Origin of the sequence: Stenotrophomonas sepilia (assembly GCF_003244875.1) — a bacterium.
Taxonomy (GTDB): domain Bacteria; phylum Pseudomonadota; class Gammaproteobacteria; order Xanthomonadales; family Xanthomonadaceae; genus Stenotrophomonas; species Stenotrophomonas sepilia.
In genome coordinates this window covers 12,631-29,116 of sequence record NZ_LXXZ01000072.1, presented here as the reverse complement: position 1 = coordinate 29,116, position 16,486 = coordinate 12,631, and the positions used below count along the sequence as shown (strand labels likewise).

Genomic DNA, 16,486 nt, shown 5'->3' with positions numbered 1-16,486 from the left:
ATCAGACCCAAGCCCGCCATGTGCGGGCTTTTTTTTTGGAAGCGCGATGAGCCTCTACACCCTTACCGTCGACCTGCTGCTGAAGTCGGGATCGTTCGAGCGTGACAGCGGGAAGGCCGCGCGCGTCGTGCAGCGCGACATGGCTACGATCCAATCGTCTATGTCAGACGCCGCGCGTCGCGGCGCCGATGAGGTCGCGGCCGGATTTCGTCGGGTAGCGACTGAGGCGGTGGGTCTTACATCAGCCTTGGTGGCCGTAAAAGCCGCAATTGGCAAGGCCGACGAATGGACGAACCTCAACAACAGGCTGCGACTGGTCACGCAGGGCCAGGCGCAGTTCGCTGCAGCGCAGGCTGACGTGATCCGGATTGCCGGCGCAGCGCGACAGCCGCTGGGTGCGACTGCGGAGCTGTACCAGCGAATCGCGATGAACCAGGAGGCCCTCGGTCTGTCTGGGAGAGACTTGGCACGCGTTGTTGAGACCATCAGCAAAACGATGGTGATCAGCGGCACTTCCGCGGCGGGTGCCGATGCCGCTCTCGTGCAGTTGGGTCAGGCGTTCGCCTCTGGCACCCTTCGAGGTGAAGAGCTGAACTCGGTACTCGAGCAGGCGCCAGCCCTGGCCCAGGCCATCGCCAAGGGCCTGAACGTACCGATCGGGAAACTGCGTGAACTGGGCGCCGCGGGCAAGTTGTCGTCACAGCAAGTGATCAGCGCGTTGCAGAGCCAGGCCGGCGCTGTGGACGAGGCGTTCGGCAAGATGGATTCCACCGTTGGGCAGGCAATGACGCTGTTCAACAACAACTTGCAGGTCATGATTGGCCGTGCCGACGAGGCAACCGGCGCATCCAAGGCGCTTGCAGCCGGCATCGGTGCCCTCGGCAGCAATCTCGAAATGGTAGCTGTCGCCGGAGCGGCAGTAGCATCGGGACCGCTGCTGAAAGGACTACTGGCGCGGGTCGCTGCGGCCAACGCTGGTATGGCGGCAGACCGGGCCGCAGCGGCTCAGAACCTGGCCGCTGCGCAGCAGCTCGAGCTGCGGACCCGTGCAGCGATGCTCGATGCGGAAGCGGAGGTGCGCCGCACGGCTGCGATCGGCGGTAGCGTTTCGGTGAGCAGCAAAGCCGCTGCAGCGACCCTTGAGCATCGACAGGCCACGCTGCTGCTGGCTCAGGCGCAAACCCAGGCAACAGCGGCCAACGCCGGTTGGCTTGCGCGTGCTGGATCAGCGACGCTTGCCATGCTGGGAGGTCCGGCGGGCATTGTGACCATGCTGGCCACTGCCGCTGCGGGCTGGTTGATCTTCCGCGACAACACGAAGATTGCGTCGGCTGCGCTGATCGATTTCGGTGGTGCGGCTGACACTGCCATCGAGAAGTTCAAGACCCTCAACGCCCAGATGCAGGCCGGCGAGATCCTTCGACTGCAGAAGGAGATCGACGAGAACTACCGGACCATCACCGGTTCGATCACAGAGATGGTCGCAGCGGCGACGAACTTCGCCACCGCTAGCCAGGCGTCCGAGTTCATCCAGGAGACCCAACGGCTTGATGCTGCCTTCAAGGCCGGCAAGATTGGCGCCGATGAGTTCTCCAGTGGCTTGGAGGCAGCATGGCGGGCGATGATCGCTGGCTCGCCAGCGGCGGCCACCGTGGCGAAGAGCCTCACGGAAGAGACCGCTGCCGCGGCGACTGCTGGCAGGGAGGTCGATCGTAAGCGGGCGATCCTCGACGCCTTCACGGGCAGCAGTAGCCAGGCGAAGAGCGCAACCGACGCCCTGTCGGGATCGTTCAACGTTCTGGGCGACTCGGCAGGCGCCGCGGGCAAGCGCATCGCGTCGGCAATGCAGTCGCTGCCGGGCCAGCTCGCCCGCGTCGGCAAGAGTGCAGCCGAGGTCGCAAAGCTGGACGTAAATGACTGGTTCAAGGAGGCCCAGGCCAGCGGCGTCGACTTTTCCAAGCGCGACGACCCGAAGGTCAAGCAGTACATCGAGCAGGGCGCACAGTACATCCGGCTCCAGACGGAGCTGGCCGCTGCGCAGAAAAACTTCACGGAGTCGCGCAAGGCGTCGGCAGCTGCTGAGCGCGCCGGCGCCAAGGATCGCAAGGCAGATGCGGAAGCGATCAAGCGCTACAACGAGCAGGCTGCAATGGCCGCGGCAACGATGGCCGGGCCGCTGGCCGAGGCCACCGAGCGACAGAAGCAGCTCGAGGACAAGCTGAAGGAAGCGCTGAAGGAAGGGCGCATCGAGCGGGCCGCGTACAACACGCTGGTCCTGGAGTCGCAGAAGGCGTTGGAGCAGTCCAGCGCGGAGATCAAGAAGGCCCTGGCCAGTCCCGAGGCGCTGCTTGCGACCATGGATGCCGAGGTCGCCATGCTCGGCAAGGTGGGCCGCGCGCGCGAGCTTTCGCGGCGCGAGATGATGAACGAGCGGGACATGCGGCAGGAGCTGCAGAAGGCGGTGGAGGCAGCTGGCGGCAAGGAAGCGCTGGCGCTGTCCAAGGGGGCAGCGAGCTACGAGCAGTACGAGCAGTCCATGCTGGACGCCGCCCGAGCATCTGCCGATCTGTCGCTGCGCGTGGAGGAGGCCGCTGCCAACGTTGAAGCGTGGGCCGGCGTGGTCGTCAACGGCGTGGGCGATGCCGCCGACGCCATGGCCGACTTCGTTGCCGGCGGCATGCGCGACTTCGACAACCTGTGGGACGACCTGAAGGATGCCGCCAAGCGCGGGCTGCGTGACCTGGCCCGCGAGTTCCTGCAGCAGAAGATCGTGATCCCGATCCAGACGCAGATCCTCAACGGAATGAACGGCCAGGGCGGTGGCCTGAGCCTGCAGAGCATCATGGGGCTGTTCGGTGGCAATGGCGCCGCCGGCGGCGGTCAGAACCTGGGGACCATTGCCGGGCTGCTGTCCAAGGGCCAGGGGCTGTTCAGTGCGGGCGCCGGTGCGGCGAGCAGCGGCGCCAGCGCCGGCAGTCTGCTCGGCTTCGGCAACAACGTTGCCGCCCTTACCGGTGGCGGCGCAGCCGCAGCGGGTGGTTCTTCCGCTGCTGCTGGTGCCGGTGCGGCTGGATCTGCTGCTGCTGCGGTCCCGATCATCGGCTGGATCGTGGCCGGCATGATGAAGAACGCCGAGCTGTTCGATCAGGGCTGGAACATCGCCAACGGCGAGAGCTGGGCCGGCAAGATTGCCACCGCCGGCGCGGTGGGCCTCGCCGACAAGACGTTCCGTGGGCTGGGTTTCAACGACAAGGTCGCATCGATCCTGTCCGGGTCGAGCATCCACGCCAAGCTGTTCGGCCGCGGCGCGCCGAAGATCACCGGCCAGGGCCTGACCGGCTCGTATGGCTTCGGAGGCTTCGACGGCCAGACCTACGCCGATATCAAGCAGAAGGGTGGCTTCTTCCGGTCCGACAAGAAGTGGACGCAGTACGGCGCGGTTGATCCAGGGATTGATCGCACGTTCGACATGGCCGCGCGTCAGGTTCGCGGGGCGGCAACCGGCCTGGCCAAGCAGTTGGGCGTCGACCTGACCCAGCAGCTGGGTGGCGTGCGGGTGAGCCTGGGCAAGCTGCAGCTGTCGGCGGACTCCGCCGAGGCCAAGTCGCAGCTGGAGGCGTACCTCGGTGACATGACCAACCGGCTGTTCACCGAGGCGGTGAAGGCTGCCGGCTTCGGAGGCCAGCTGGACGGCTACTTCGAGGCGTCGGATGTGTTCAACGCGCTGAGTGCGTCGATCGCACTGGCGGTGGGCAATGCCGACGAGCTGGGCCGCGCCCTCAATGGGATGGAGGTCGACAAGGTCAACAAGGCGGTGGATTACTTCCAGGACCTGGCCAGCGTCGCCGGCACGGACCTGGCCACCCAGGTCGAGAAGGTGACCGGATTGCTTGGGAACTACGCCTCGCTGATGGCGGACGTTTCCACGCAGCTTATGACCGGCGACCTGTCCAGCTACCAGCAGCAGGCCCTGAGCATCGAGCGGACGTACCGGCAGCAGGTGAAGTCGGCCAAGGACTACGCCAAGGCCCTGGGCCTGTCCGGCGCACGTGCCGAGGATCTGGCCAAGATCGAAGCGCTGCGCGCGATGAACATGGGCAAGCTGCAGGCGCAGATCGACAAGGACAAGAAGGCCATGCAGTACGGCCTGTCGATCAGCGATCTGTCCCCGCTGACGGACCAGCAGAAGCTCGGCGAGGCCATGAAGGAGCTGGAGCGGGCCGTGGCCGGTGGAGACACCAGCGCAGCCCAAGCGGCGGCACAGGCCGCCCTTGGCTTTGGCCGGAACCTGTACGCCAGCGGCAAGGACTACAACGGGCTGTACGACCAGGTGACTGCTCTCATCGACGGTATGAAGGTCGGCGACCTGAACACCGAGGACGGCACCAGCATGGGACAGCTGGCGGACGCGATCGAGGCCCTGCCGGACAACTTCAGCCGTGCGGTGTTCGACCTGGTGGTGAACAACGAGTCGCAGTCCCAAACCACGGCGGCCGTGCAGCAGAGCAATGCTCTGCTCACCGAGCAGAACCAGTTGCTTCGCGAGCTGCTGTCCACCACCACCCAGGGCGTCCGCGCCTCCAGCAGCAACGCGCTGCGTCAGGCACTCAACGCGAGGTAATCCGCAATGCAAGCAAGGAAACTCACGCTGGTGGAGATCGGCGTGGGCGCGCTGCCGTCGCCGTCTCCGGCGGCGTCGCGCTACTCGAACTGGTTCCCGGTCGTGCACCGGCCACCCGAGGTGCCACCGGTGGATGGGGTGACCCCCAACCCGGTGGCCGACGGTGTGCTGCTGGAATGGCCGGCGGTCGATCTGGCCGGCGTCGTGTACGTGGTCGAGCGTGGCCCCTCTCCGGAGGGGCCATGGACCGAGATCTATCGGACCACCGACACGCGCTACTTCTACAGCGACAACACCGGCACCAAGTGGTGGTTCAAGATCACGCCGACCGTGCGCGGCCGGCCGGGCTCGGGCTCAGTCGTGGAGGCTACGCCACCGCCTACCACGGCCGAGCTGATCAAGCAGACGGAGCGGATCACGAAGGAGATCGCAGACCGAATGGAGGCAGATGCCGCAGAAGCGGCCGCGCGGGCCGATGGCCTGGCTGCCGCTGCGCGGGATCTTCTGGCTGAGGCGGATCTGCGGCAGCGTGGGGTGTCCGACGCAATGGAGGCGATCGCACAGGAGGCGCAGACCCGGGTCGACGGCCTGCTGAATGAACGCCTCGAGCGCGAGGCTGCCATCACGCTGGAGACGCAAACCCGGCAGAGCGACGTGGAATCGCTGTCGCGCGCGCTGTCCGAGGTTGCGGCTGGCAGCGGGACTCAGTTCGACAGCCTGCGCATCTGGTACTTCGACACCACCGTGGAGGAGTGGACCGGCAACGGTGCGCCACCGACGGTGGTCGATGGCTGGCTGCGGCCGGCCAACGGCACCGAGAACCCGTATATTCAATCGCCGGCAGCCCTGGGCATCGACGGCAGCGCCTACCGCTTCGTCAAGCTGAGGGTGAAGCGCGTTGGCGATGCAACGTGGGACGGCTTCCTGCAGTGGATCACGCTGGCCGACCAGGCATGGGACGTGGACAAGCGGGCGGCGATCCCGGAGCCGCGGTGGGACGACAATGGCGTCGGCACGGTCGACGTGGCCGATATCGCCAGGTGGCCGGGTGAGGTCGACGCCATCCGGCTGCAGTTCGGGGCGACCCAGACCGTCTCCAGCTACTTCATGACCGACTGGGTGGCCATCGGGCGTCCGACGCCCGGTGCCGGCGTTGCGCTGGTCCAGGAGGAAGCCCGCGCCCGTGTAGCGGCGGACGTGGCCGAGGCCAGCAAGCGCGAGACGCTGGCCGTGCAGCTGCGGGGCGACTACGAGGGCAGCGACCTGTCCCAAGTTCCAAGCGGCCTTTTTGCTGCTGAGCGCGATGCGCGAGTCTCGGCTGATGAGGCCAACGCCAGCGCCATCGATGTGATCCAGGCGCGGATGCCGACGGGCGACGGGACGGTGGCTACGGAGGCCAGCGTCACCGAGGAACGCCAGGCGCGCGCAGACGGCGACAGCGCCAACGCTGAGGCGATCGAGCGGGTGTCCGCGAGGATGCCCGCCGGCGACGGCAAGATGGCCTCTGCGGAAGCACTGGATGCCGTCTCGACCCGTGTGGAAGAAACGGAGGAGGGCATCCGGGCAGTCGGCGACAGAACGTCGTCGCTGGAAGCGCAGGTGACGTACAAGCACGCGGGTGACCGGGACTGGAACGCCGGGGACCGTGACGTGCGCGCGGGCGTGAAGACCTGGCAGTCCGTGATCGCCCAAGGCGACCGCGCCGTCGCCAAGCAGGTGGAATCGGTCCGGGCAGAGCTGGGCGAGTTCGAGGCCACGGCCACGCGGTCCATCGAGGTCATCGCCACGGAGCAGAGCGCCCAGGCGGTGCAGATCCAGCACCTGGGCGTCGAACTGGACGGGAAAGCCTCAGCGGACTACGTCGAGGAGATCAGCGCCCGGGTCGACGTGACCGAGCAGGGCATCGAGGCATTCACTGGCCAACTGCAATCGGTGAAGGCTGAGGTGGACAGCAAGGCCAGCGCCGAAGTGGTCCAGGGCATGGAGGCTCGCGTCGTGCAGAACGAGAACGGGCTGACCCAGGTGTTGGCGCGGGCGTTCCTGAACGTCATCGCCAACAGCGGCAGCGGCCCGCTGATCGGCGGCATGGTCATCGAGAACAACGGCCAGGTCATCAACACCCGCTTTTCCAGCAACACGTTTGAGGTCATCTCGCCCGGAGCCAGTGAGGGGATGGAGTGGCGCGGAGGCTTCCTTCGCGTCTGGAAAGGATCTGCTCAGCGCATCATCGGAACCAACTTCGGTGCCGCCGGCGACAACCTGGTCGACTACTTCGGGCCGAACGTCGGTGCGGGTGCTGCGTCGAAGGCCAACGCCGTGATGTGGATGGATGCCAACGGCAGTGCCTACTTCGGTGGCCAGCTGTCGGCGGGCATCCTGCGTAACGCGGTCCAGACGACGACCACGCAGACAGTCGGCGTGGAGCTGGTCAACGGCCCGTTCGCCACCAATGGCCGCGTGCGGAGCGTCACTGTCAGCTTCTCCCGCCGGCACATCCGGACCAAGACCACCTATGGCAGCGACGGCTTTGTCGCGGGCGCGGGCCAGAACACGGCACGCGTTGAGATCTATCGGCGGGTGGGGGAGGGGGCTGAATCGCTTTGGCATGTACTGAACGTCAGCGGTTCGGTGATGATCCTCAACGAGCAGGACGGCCCGGACAACGCCACGTCCACCTGGGGTGGATCATTCACCGTGAACGACACCAGCACCAGTGCGCAGACGATGACCTACCGCGCGGTGATCACCAGCTTCACCGAGCAGACCGTGACGCACACCTCCGGTTCCTTCCAGCAGCAGTCCATCACGCAGAGCCTGTCGATCATCTCGGTCGAGAACTGAAACCGCACAAGGCGCGGGCCGGCATGTCCGGCCCGCTTTGCCGTGGGCGATCAAAAGCAGAGAACACACATGCCGCAGAAACTCATTGACCAAACGACCATCCAGCCGGACGGCAGACCAGGCGACGACGCGTTCACCGCGTTCGCAACCTGCAATGACAACTTCCAAGATGCCGAGGGGCGCCTCTCGGCGTTGGAAGGTGGGTCATCGAACATCGGCCAGGACGTGGCCGATCTGAAAACGGGCTTGCAGCAGGAGACGCAGCTGCGCACTGATGCTGATACCGCACTATCGGAGGCAATCGAAGCAGAAGTGACTACACGCCAGAACGCAGATACTGCACTTGGTGCGCGCTTCATTGGGAGGAACGTACTTATCAATGGCGATTTTCGTATCCCTCAGCGCGGAACCAGCTTTCCTCTTGCGGCTACCGCAAGGTACTCGCTTGACTGTTGGTTTTTATGGGGTGCTGGTTCTCAGATCGGTGGTAATCAACAGAAGGCGGACGGAACTGCGCTTCCCGGCACACTGCAAAATAGGCCGCGTAACGCGTTCCAAGTGACAGTAGCGAGTGTGGCTGGCGCCAACAATTTTGCGCTTTTGCAACAACGGATCGAAGACGTTCGTACTTTGTCTGGTGGCAAAGTTACGTTCAGCGGATGGATGTGGGCGGACTCCGCGAGAACAATTTCCGTCAATTTCTATCAGCTTTTCGGATCCACGGGTGCGTCGGCGACTGTCAAAGTAAATGCGCAGAAAATTAACTTGCCGTCGCAGGTGTGGACGTATGCGACGTTGACCTTTGACCTTCCCAGTGTTGCTGGGAAGACCATCGCGGCCAACAATACGCTTTGGTTGAACATCTGGCTTGACGCAGGTGCTGGTAGTGATGCAGCACCCGACGCCGGGGGTATCGGGCAGAAGTCTGGAACATACTGGTTCAGTCAGTTGCAGCTGGAAGCGGGCACTGTGGCCACCACTTTCGAACACCGGCCAGATGCAACGGAATTCGTTCTTTGTCGGCGCTACTACCGCAAAAGCTACCTGCAAAGCGACGCGCCCGGCACTTACACCAATGCTGGACGGTTCACAGCAGGTAATGGTGCAAACACCAATCAGATCAATCGGTTCTGCGTGTTGATGGGCGACCCGATGCGTGCGCCACCTTCGGTTGTCATCTACGGCGCACCGTCTGGCACTCCAGGAGTTGTATCGCAGGCCGACGGTTCGAACATCACAGCGGTTGTTGAGGCTATTGGTGACGCATCCTTCAATGTCGGCTGGAACAACACCAACGGACAATGGGGCGGTTGGTTTCAATGGACAGCAGACGCGGGGCTTTAATCATGTATCAGCTTACCGATGATCCAGACGTCATTCGCTGCGTCGAAACCGGCGCATTCATTCCGCGCGGTCACTACCTGTGGCCGACCGAGTGGTTGGAGGCCAATACGCCTCTACCGGCGGTATCGCCAGGCCCAGGCTTCGAGCTGCACACGCCCGCGCATTACCGCTACATCCGGGATCAGGCGTTTGCATGGATGCGCGCCGAGGCGGTAGAGCGTGGTTACGACAGCATCGAGTCGTGCGCCAGCTACTACAACAGCGGCGTGGCCCGATACCACGCGGAGGCGCGGGCGATGGTGGCCTGGCGCGATGCTGTGAACCAGGCGCTGGAGCAGCTGGTGCTGAATCCGCCGGAAGGGATCGACACCTGGGACGAGGTGCGCGCGCTGTTGCCGCAGCCGGAGACGTTCGCCTGGCCGGAGAGGGCGGAGCTGCCGCTGGAGACGGCGAGCCCGTTCGTTGTTCTCTGAGAGACCTGCTGCAGGGGGCCCTTTCCGTTGTCACTCGGCGAGTTCACCACTCTTCCAACTCGCCGCGTTTCAGAACGCCACGATCTTCATCGTGGACCTGACGGAGGTGCCGCTGGGGTTTGGGTGAGGGGAGCCCTCACGCGGCCGCAATGGGCGCACCCAGATGACGTCATGATTTGGTGACAAAAAAAAAGCCCCCTGATCGCGGGGGCAAAATTTTTAGAAACCCAAAAGCGTGGAAGGGAGCTTCAGCGCTTCAGCTTGGACACCGATAAGGCCATGGTCGCAGTAGCAACACCAAACAGCAGGGCCAAGATGGAGATTGGGTAGAGGTCAGCCCAATCGTTGAGCCTCCGCTCAATGGCGATCGCAACTAGTGCGGAAACGAACCCTACGCTGAATCCCATCAGAAACGCCTTTCCAGGCGAAGCGCCGAGGATGCCGGTTGCGAACGCGATAGCGACACAGAAGATCGCAAATTCCATACATGATCGCCGTAAAGTGAGAGAAGGCTTGAGAAGCATGCTCGAACGGATGACCTAGGATCACTAGCCTATGGAATTCGCTGTGCACGCCAATCTTGAGGTGACAACGCGAACCAAAAGTGGTCAAGTCGTCTTCGCCATCGTTCCTTTCATTCCGTTAAGCGTTGACGTTACTGCAAGCGGAAGGTGTTGTTCCCGCTTGCCTGAACTTGTCCGTGCTTCGAATGCTACTTCGGACGAACAGGGATAATTGGCTTGATCGTTACGACTCCGCTGCCGCCACCGCCGCAGTTTCCGTAGCAACCGCTACCAGGATTAGCTCCACCAGTGCCGCCACCACCGCGACTGCCGCCGCCGCCGGCGCCGCCAGGTAATTTCCCCCGCGCGCGCGCATTGGTTCCTTCCCACGATCTGGACGTCGTCATCTTCCAGTCAACACAGATTGAGCTGCAGATAATTATGACGTCACCAGGGGAATCAGCGGGGCCCTTGGAATCGTCAAAGAAGTCGGTCTTTAGGAAGTGATTCTGATAATTTATCTCCCTGAGGTCGTTCTCCGTCGCAACGGGATAATCCTTGTTGCAGGATACGCAAGTATATGGACCAATTCTGCGGGGCTCTCTGGCTTCCGCTCTATTGAATGCCCAGTACATGAGGGGGATTGTTGCTGCAATTATTAACAGGGACGCTACCTTTGCCCTTCCTGATTTAATCATTTGGAATTTCCATTAGTTTGTGCAGCAGCTTTTGAATATTTCCTTGCTTAATTGCTCGGCGCGGTTCTGTTGCTCTCGTGTCAGTGATCTTCTTAGATCTAGTTGCCTCTGGTTGTTGGGGTTTCCCAATTTGGCGTTGTCATAGGCAATTTGATATGCCAGGCTCTTGATCGGGTCGGCAGATGCCACGATCCCGTTTTCATAGATGTTTGATAGTTGAAAGAGTGCGTTGGTGCTGCCTTGCTTTGATGCTTCTTCAAGGTACTGGATGGATTTCTCTTTCCATTCTGAAACCTTTTCTGGCTTCATTGAATAATCGTCTACATTCCCTAGGATGTGATCTGGATTGATCGAGTACATTATCTTGGCCTCGATTGATCCTTGCTCTGCGGCAAGATCTAGCCAGTTTTTTGAGGTGAATGACGGGTCGCCAAGCAGGCTCTCACATTCAGTTAGCTTTGTTTTGAAGTAATCAATCTCTTGGCGAGAAAATTCTCGCATCTCCGGCTCATTGCTGGCGATGGGAGGGGCGCCCTCCATTGCATTCTGGCAGTCTGAAACCGTTAGAAAAATTTCATACGTAGAGGTCGCGTCGCCGCGCCTTGATGCCGCGAGGAGCCCATTGGCGAACGCAAGGGCATCGCCCGGGGGGCGAAATATTGGCGGTCGTTGTAAGGTGAAAGCTCTTCCGTTTGCTGCAGTGACGTATCGCGAATCAATCTTTCTTTGGGCGGCGAGTTGTACATACGGTGTCGGTTTCACGCCCGCGTCGCTGTCTATATTTGCATTGGCGATTTCGGTGGCTGCATTTTTCGCGCTACTTGAGTCATTGCCAAGCATGATGGCAATGGCTGCGGTTGTTGCTATTAGCAAGGCCAAGGCGGTGATGGACACATTCTTCCGATTCATGATCGATTTCTTAGGTTGTGAGACGTGCCTATTGATATCTAAAACGTCGTCAGGGCCCAACTTCCCTACGTGATACGGGTGAATTATTCATGAGGCATTCATAATGCAGGGCCTGGTCTGGGCTGCACCTTCTAGGTCTTTTCAGTTTGGTCGCGTTCCATCGGATCTTCGACGACAAGCGGCCCCCGTTCTACGAGCACCGCCTGGCGGCGTAGGGAACCTCCGATCCAGCGGCGACCGGTTGCCTGATGGCGCGGGATAGGAAGGAGGGGCATGCTGACCCTGCCGGATCCGGGGCCGCAGGCAGCTCAACCCGGAAGCGCGTGAGCAGCGCCGCGCCGGCTCAGGGTCGAGCCGGGCTCTACCCGCAATTCGTGCAAATTGACGATTTCGTCAAATCGCCGGTGCAGCGCTTAACAACTCCTTCCCCGAACGATTCATCCAGGTCGCCGCCGCGTTCGCAGGATCTGCGACCGCCGGCCGTATGCTGCCGGCCATGATCTCCTCGACCTACCAAGGCTTCCGCACCGCGCCAATTCCATCTGGCTGGCTCCAGACAGGGGAGCGGTGGGATCTTTGGTGGAACGGGCGCTCAGTCGCCAACATCACTCCGGCACCCGGCCGTGGCGTCCGCCTTTACCTGGATGCGCGAAAGATCTTCGAGACCAAGAGGGTTTTCGCCGCCAGCGTGTCTCAGGGCAGGCGCTATGCCGAGCGCTGGTGCGCCGCCAGGCTGTATCCCGACCTGCCTCTGCGCGAGGCCGTTGCCCGGCTGACTGACACCACGCCGATCCAGCCGGCACCACCACCGCCCGGCCTGCCGCCGACCCGTGAGCAGCAGCAACAGGCCCGGCGTCTGGCCGAGGCCGGCGCGAGGGAAATCGAGCGGATCAAGGCAGCGCTCGAACCGCGCAAGCCGCCGGCAGAGACGAAACCCCGAGCGAGGGACGCCCGCACTAAGGCGTGGGTGAGGGCAGGGCTGCAGCAGATGCGGCGCGGCGTCTGAGAGGCCCGAGCGCGCTCCGCAATTGCTGCGAATACTGCGCTTCTCTCGGTAAAAACGAACCTGCAACTAGGCACATTGCGGAGCGGAAATCCGTGATAAGTCATTGAAACACATGTTTTAATGACGAGCTTCCCAAGCTACTGACGTGGGTTCGATTCCCATCGCCCGCTCCATCCTTCAAGACCGCGTCGCGTTTCCGCCGCGCAGGTTCCTTCAGACCGCCTCAGTACGCCGCGAACACCGCGGCCAACGCGTCCGCGTCCAGCACGCGTCCCTGGGCGCGATCATGCGTGTGCAGGTACCAGACCTCGTCCGGCTCCAAGTGCCGTGTCAGGTGCCACTGGTTTTCCCGGGCCAGAATATCCACCCGTCCCTGGCAGCCGAAGCAGAAGCGGGCCAGAGGCTTGATCGCGGCGGCCTTGCCATTGACGTTCAGGGTCAGTGCGGGGGCCGCGTAGGTTTTCAGTTCCCCGGATGACGGATTCTCGGTGATGGTGACCGTGTCCCGACGTAGCGTGGCCACCTTCGCCTGCACCAACGGTTGCAGCCACAGTTCGATGGTGTCGAACAGCACATGCAGCGATTGGATCCAGTCCTGGTACTGCTTTTCGATGGCGGCGGCCCTGGCCTGCTCCGCGTGTGCGGATTGCTGCAGCTTCTGTGCAAGTCGCTCCATTTTCGACATCGGGATTTCCGCTTTGGGAGGAGCTTCCATGGTGATCGGCACGCTCGCCTGCTTCCAGCCGAAAGCGACATTTTCGTAGAACTCCTAGAGGCGCTGCGGAGGGGCGCGTAACGCTTCAAACTTTTCCCATGGGCAGGCCGGCACTGAGCAGCTAGCGTGAGCGGATACTGATCAGGAGCTGCCTTCCATGAACTGCCGGAACGACGTCGTCGAGCGCATCCATCGGATCTTTCTTTCAGCCGGCGTCGGCTCGAACAAGCAGCTTGAGGCCGTGCGCGCGCTCGGGCGTGCCGGTGGTCCCAAGGCCGCGAAACTGCTCGAGCAGATCTACCAGCAGGCGTTCAGCAATTCTGCCCTGCAGATGGCCTGCGTGGCGGCGCTGGGCGAAGCGGCCCGTGGCTTCCAGGTCAGTGCTGAACGGGACAGCTGAAGCTTCATCCACAACGTTCGAGATCGTCGGCGACGGGCATCATCCGCCCGCCACACGCCCGCGCTATGCTGCGCGCCTGCCGACCGATCCCTCCGCGATGAAGCTCGCCATCCTGTCCCGCAACAGCTCCCTGTATTCCACCCGTCGGCTGGTCGAGGCGGCGCGCGCGCGCGGCCATACCGTGCGCATCCTCGACCCGTTGCGCTGCTACATGCGCATCGCCGCCGATGGCTTTTCCATGCACTACAAGGGCCGGCCGATGACCGGCGTGGACATGGTCATTCCGCGCATCGGTGCCTCGATCACCCGCTACGGCACCGCCGTGCTGCGCCAGTTCGAGCTGATGGGCGCGCGCACGCCCAATCCGTCCGATGCCATCCTGCGTTCGCGCGACAAGCTGCGCGCGCACCAGCTGCTGGCGGCCAAGGGCATCGACATGCCGGTCACCGTGTTCGGCGACAACCCCGATGACACCGTCGATCTGCTGTCCATGCTCGGCCCGCCGCCGCATGTGGTGAAGCTCAATGAAGGCACCCAGGGTCGCGGCGTGATCCTGACCGAAAAGGCCAGTGCCTCGCGCGGCATCGTCGAAGCGCTGCGCGGCCTGTACGCCAACTTCCTGATGCAGGAATTCATCGGCGAGGCCAAGGGCGCCGACCTGCGCTGCTTCGTGGTGGGCGACCAGGTGGTGGCGTCGATGCAGCGGCAGGCACCGGAGGGTGACTTCCGCTCCAACCTGCACGCCGGCGGCACCGCCGTGGCGGCCAAGGCCAGTCGCGCCGAGCAGCAGGTGGCGGTGCGTTCGGCCAAGGCGCTGGGCCTGTCGGTGTGCGGCGTGGACCTGATCCGCTCCGCGCGCGGCCCGCTGGTGCTGGAGGTCAACTCCACGCCCGGGTTGGAAGGCATCGAAGCGGCCTGCGGGGTCGACGTGGCCACACGCATCATCGAACACGTAGAGAAGATCAAAAAACCCTGATTATTCATGGGGTTGTGATTCTCATGGGTAAATGATCCGGGGCTTTAACGAGGCTTTAATCGGCCCCGGCGTAGGCTTCAGCGAACCGCAGCTCTGCCTCTCAGCAGGATCGGTATCGGGATACGACTTCAGGCCCAGGCGGGTGCACCGTCTGGGCCTTTTTTATGCATGTCGGCTCTGTGCCCAAGGTCTCTTGTGGAGGCCGCGTGACGGTCGTAGAGTTGGCCCTTCGTTCCGGGATGGATCGGGAGGTTGGCGATGTACCGCATCATGACGATCGCGTTGCTGCTGGGCCTGTCTGGCGCTGTTGCCGCCAAGCCGGAGAAAGTCGCTGTACAGATGGACCGGCAGGGGTCGGTCGCCGAGCAGATGCGCCGGGTGGAAACCGCGCTGGCTGCCCCCGACTATGCCGAACTGTCTGCCGAGGATCGCGGCCAGGTGCAGCAGGCGCTGTCGCGTATCCGCCAGCACATGGGCGAACGCCAGACCGTGCAGGAGCTGCCGCCGCAGTTGCAGGCCGAGGTCTTCAACGAGCAGGAACGCATCAACACCCTGATGGCGCGTGGCCATGACGACAGCCGGCAGATCTGCAGGTACCAACGCACCACCGGCAGCAACATGCCCAAGAGCCGCTGCCTGACCGTGGCCGAACGGCGCCGGATCGAAGAGAAAGGCAAGGCGCTGATCAACGACCAGCGCAGCTACAACACGCTCAGCCCACCGCCCGCCGGGCGTTGACCGCACCGCCTTTCGGTCCACCGGGGTGCCGTAACGGCGTATCGGTGGCACCGCAGGGCCGATTTTCCACTCATGGAAGAACCTGGAGGTAACAATGCAGCGCATGACCCCCTTCGCCCTGATGCTGGGCCTGGCACTGGCCACCACCGCGCACGCCAAGCCCGAGAAAGGGCAGGTGAGGTTCGACGCCAACGCACCGGTGGCCGAACAGATCCGCAACGTTGAAACGGCGATCAACACCGAGGACTACAGCGAGATCGGTCTGGAAGACAAAAGCCGCGTGCAGCAGGCGCTGGGCCGCATCAAGATCAAGATGGGCGACCACGAACGGGTGGAGCAGTTGAGCCCACAGGACCGCACCGAGATCTTCAACGACCAGGAAGTGATCAACACGATCATGACCCGCGCCCACGCCGACAGTCGCATGGTCTGCCGCCGCGAGCGCACCACCGGCAGCAACATGCCGCAGAGCGTCTGCCTGACCGTGGCCCAGCGCCGCAAGGCGCAGGAAGACAGCCGCAAGACGCTCAACGACAACCAGCGCTTCAACAACTACAAGCCGTAACCGTGGTTGGGCCGGTCGCAGGCCGCCATCGGTCACCCTGCCGTGCGTCCCTTGTGGACGCATCGGCGCAACCGTAAAGTCGAGACCCTATTCATGGACGAACATGGAGCTCGTCATGTACCGCGCCACTACGCTCGCCCTGATGCTGTCGCTCGGCCTGGTGGCCACCGTGCAGGCCAAGGCGCAGAAGGACACCGTGCAGATGGATTCCTTCACCCCGGTATCCGAACAGATCCGCCGCGTTGAAACGGCCATGGGCAGCGAGGACTACAGCGTGATCGGGCTGGAGGACAAGAGCCGCGTGCAGCAGGCGCTGAACCGGATCCGGATCAAGATGAATGGCCGCGAGAAGGTGGAAGAGCTGGTCCCGCAGGAGCGCAACGACCTGTTCAACGAGCAGGAGATCGTCAACACCATCATGACCCGCGCCCAGGCCGACAGCCGCATGATCTGCCGCCGCGAGCGCCTGACCGGCAGCAACATGCCGACCAGCGTCTGCCTGACCGTGGCCCAGCGTCGCAAGGCCCAGGAAGACAGCCGCCAGGCGTTGACCGACCAGCAGCGCATCAGCCGCTGACCCGCCGCCGCAGGGGCCTTGCCCGGTGTCGCCCCGTCGGTACGAAATGTTAAGAATGGAACCTGTATCGTTCAGCAGGTAGACGTCGCGTCCACCCGCGCAGGGGCATCCTGAGCAGGT

The 16,486-nt window shown here is 63.1% G+C and carries 13 protein-coding genes; 10 read left to right on the top strand and 3 right to left on the bottom strand.

The window, feature by feature from the left end:
* Positions 1 to 46 precede the first annotated feature (46 nt).
* The 4 genes from A7X97_RS14910 to A7X97_RS14895 all read left to right on the top strand — a co-directional run bounded on the left by A7X97_RS14910 (position 47) and on the right by A7X97_RS14895 (position 9,279).
* The gene (locus A7X97_RS14910) at positions 47 to 4,621 is read left to right on the top strand and encodes a tape measure protein (RefSeq protein WP_111008115.1); all 4,575 of its coding nucleotides are present in this window, start codon (positions 47 to 49) and stop codon (positions 4,619 to 4,621) included.
* Between the two features lie 6 nt (positions 4,622 to 4,627).
* On the top strand, positions 4,628 to 7,462 hold the full coding sequence (locus A7X97_RS14905; RefSeq protein WP_146260253.1) for a hypothetical protein: 2,835 nt from the start codon (positions 4,628 to 4,630) through the stop codon (positions 7,460 to 7,462).
* Between the two features lie 69 nt (positions 7,463 to 7,531).
* A complete protein-coding gene (locus tag A7X97_RS14900) occupies positions 7,532 to 8,806 on the top strand; it encodes a hypothetical protein (RefSeq protein WP_111008113.1) in 1,275 nt (424 codons plus the stop codon).
* The gene (locus A7X97_RS14895) at positions 8,782 to 9,279 is read left to right on the top strand and encodes a hypothetical protein (protein WP_146260252.1); all 498 of its coding nucleotides are present in this window, start codon (positions 8,782 to 8,784) and stop codon (positions 9,277 to 9,279) included. The genes A7X97_RS14900 and A7X97_RS14895 overlap by 25 nt, the downstream gene beginning before the upstream one ends.
* Before the next feature lie 248 nt (positions 9,280 to 9,527).
* Here A7X97_RS14895 and A7X97_RS14890 read toward each other — a convergent pair whose 3' ends face one another.
* Positions 9,528 to 9,764 (bottom strand): hypothetical protein, encoded by a 237-nt coding sequence (locus A7X97_RS14890; protein ID WP_065185277.1) that lies wholly within the window; start codon positions 9,762 to 9,764, stop codon positions 9,528 to 9,530.
* 728 nt (positions 9,765 to 10,492) lie between these two features.
* On the bottom strand, positions 10,493 to 11,389 hold the full coding sequence (locus tag A7X97_RS21730; RefSeq protein WP_146260251.1) for an SEL1-like repeat protein: 897 nt from the start codon (positions 11,387 to 11,389) through the stop codon (positions 10,493 to 10,495).
* A gap of 484 nt (positions 11,390 to 11,873) precedes the next feature.
* Between A7X97_RS21730 and A7X97_RS14885 the strand changes: the two genes are divergently transcribed.
* A complete protein-coding gene (locus tag A7X97_RS14885) occupies positions 11,874 to 12,395 on the top strand; it encodes a hypothetical protein (RefSeq protein WP_065185276.1) in 522 nt (173 codons plus the stop codon).
* 223 nt (positions 12,396 to 12,618) lie between these two features.
* Here A7X97_RS14885 and A7X97_RS14880 read toward each other — a convergent pair whose 3' ends face one another.
* Complete coding sequence (locus A7X97_RS14880; protein WP_146260250.1) at positions 12,619 to 13,122, bottom strand: hypothetical protein; 504 nt, start codon at positions 13,120 to 13,122, stop codon at positions 12,619 to 12,621.
* A gap of 145 nt (positions 13,123 to 13,267) precedes the next feature.
* Here A7X97_RS14880 and A7X97_RS14875 point away from each other — a divergent pair, with 145 nt between their 5' ends.
* The 5 genes from A7X97_RS14875 (at position 13,268) to A7X97_RS14855 (ending at position 16,366) form a co-directional block, all read left to right on the top strand.
* Complete coding sequence (locus A7X97_RS14875) at positions 13,268 to 13,510, top strand: hypothetical protein (RefSeq protein WP_111008110.1); 243 nt, start codon at positions 13,268 to 13,270, stop codon at positions 13,508 to 13,510.
* 97 nt (positions 13,511 to 13,607) lie between these two features.
* On the top strand, positions 13,608 to 14,486 hold the full coding sequence (gene rimK, locus A7X97_RS14870; protein WP_005418651.1) for a 30S ribosomal protein S6--L-glutamate ligase: 879 nt from the start codon (positions 13,608 to 13,610) through the stop codon (positions 14,484 to 14,486).
* 258 nt (positions 14,487 to 14,744) lie between these two features.
* Positions 14,745 to 15,224, top strand: a complete 480-nt coding sequence (locus tag A7X97_RS14865) for a hypothetical protein (RefSeq protein ID WP_111008109.1) — start codon at positions 14,745 to 14,747, stop codon at positions 15,222 to 15,224.
* A gap of 94 nt (positions 15,225 to 15,318) precedes the next feature.
* Positions 15,319 to 15,789 carry a hypothetical protein gene (locus A7X97_RS14860; RefSeq protein ID WP_111008108.1) on the top strand — a complete coding sequence of 157 codons (471 nt, stop codon included), beginning with the start codon at positions 15,319 to 15,321 and terminating at the stop codon, positions 15,787 to 15,789.
* A 115-nt stretch (positions 15,790 to 15,904) separates the two neighbouring features.
* Positions 15,905 to 16,366, top strand: coding sequence for a hypothetical protein (locus A7X97_RS14855; protein ID WP_111008107.1), 462 nt, complete (start codon positions 15,905 to 15,907; stop codon positions 16,364 to 16,366).
* The last annotated feature ends 120 nt before the right edge of the window (positions 16,367 to 16,486 follow it).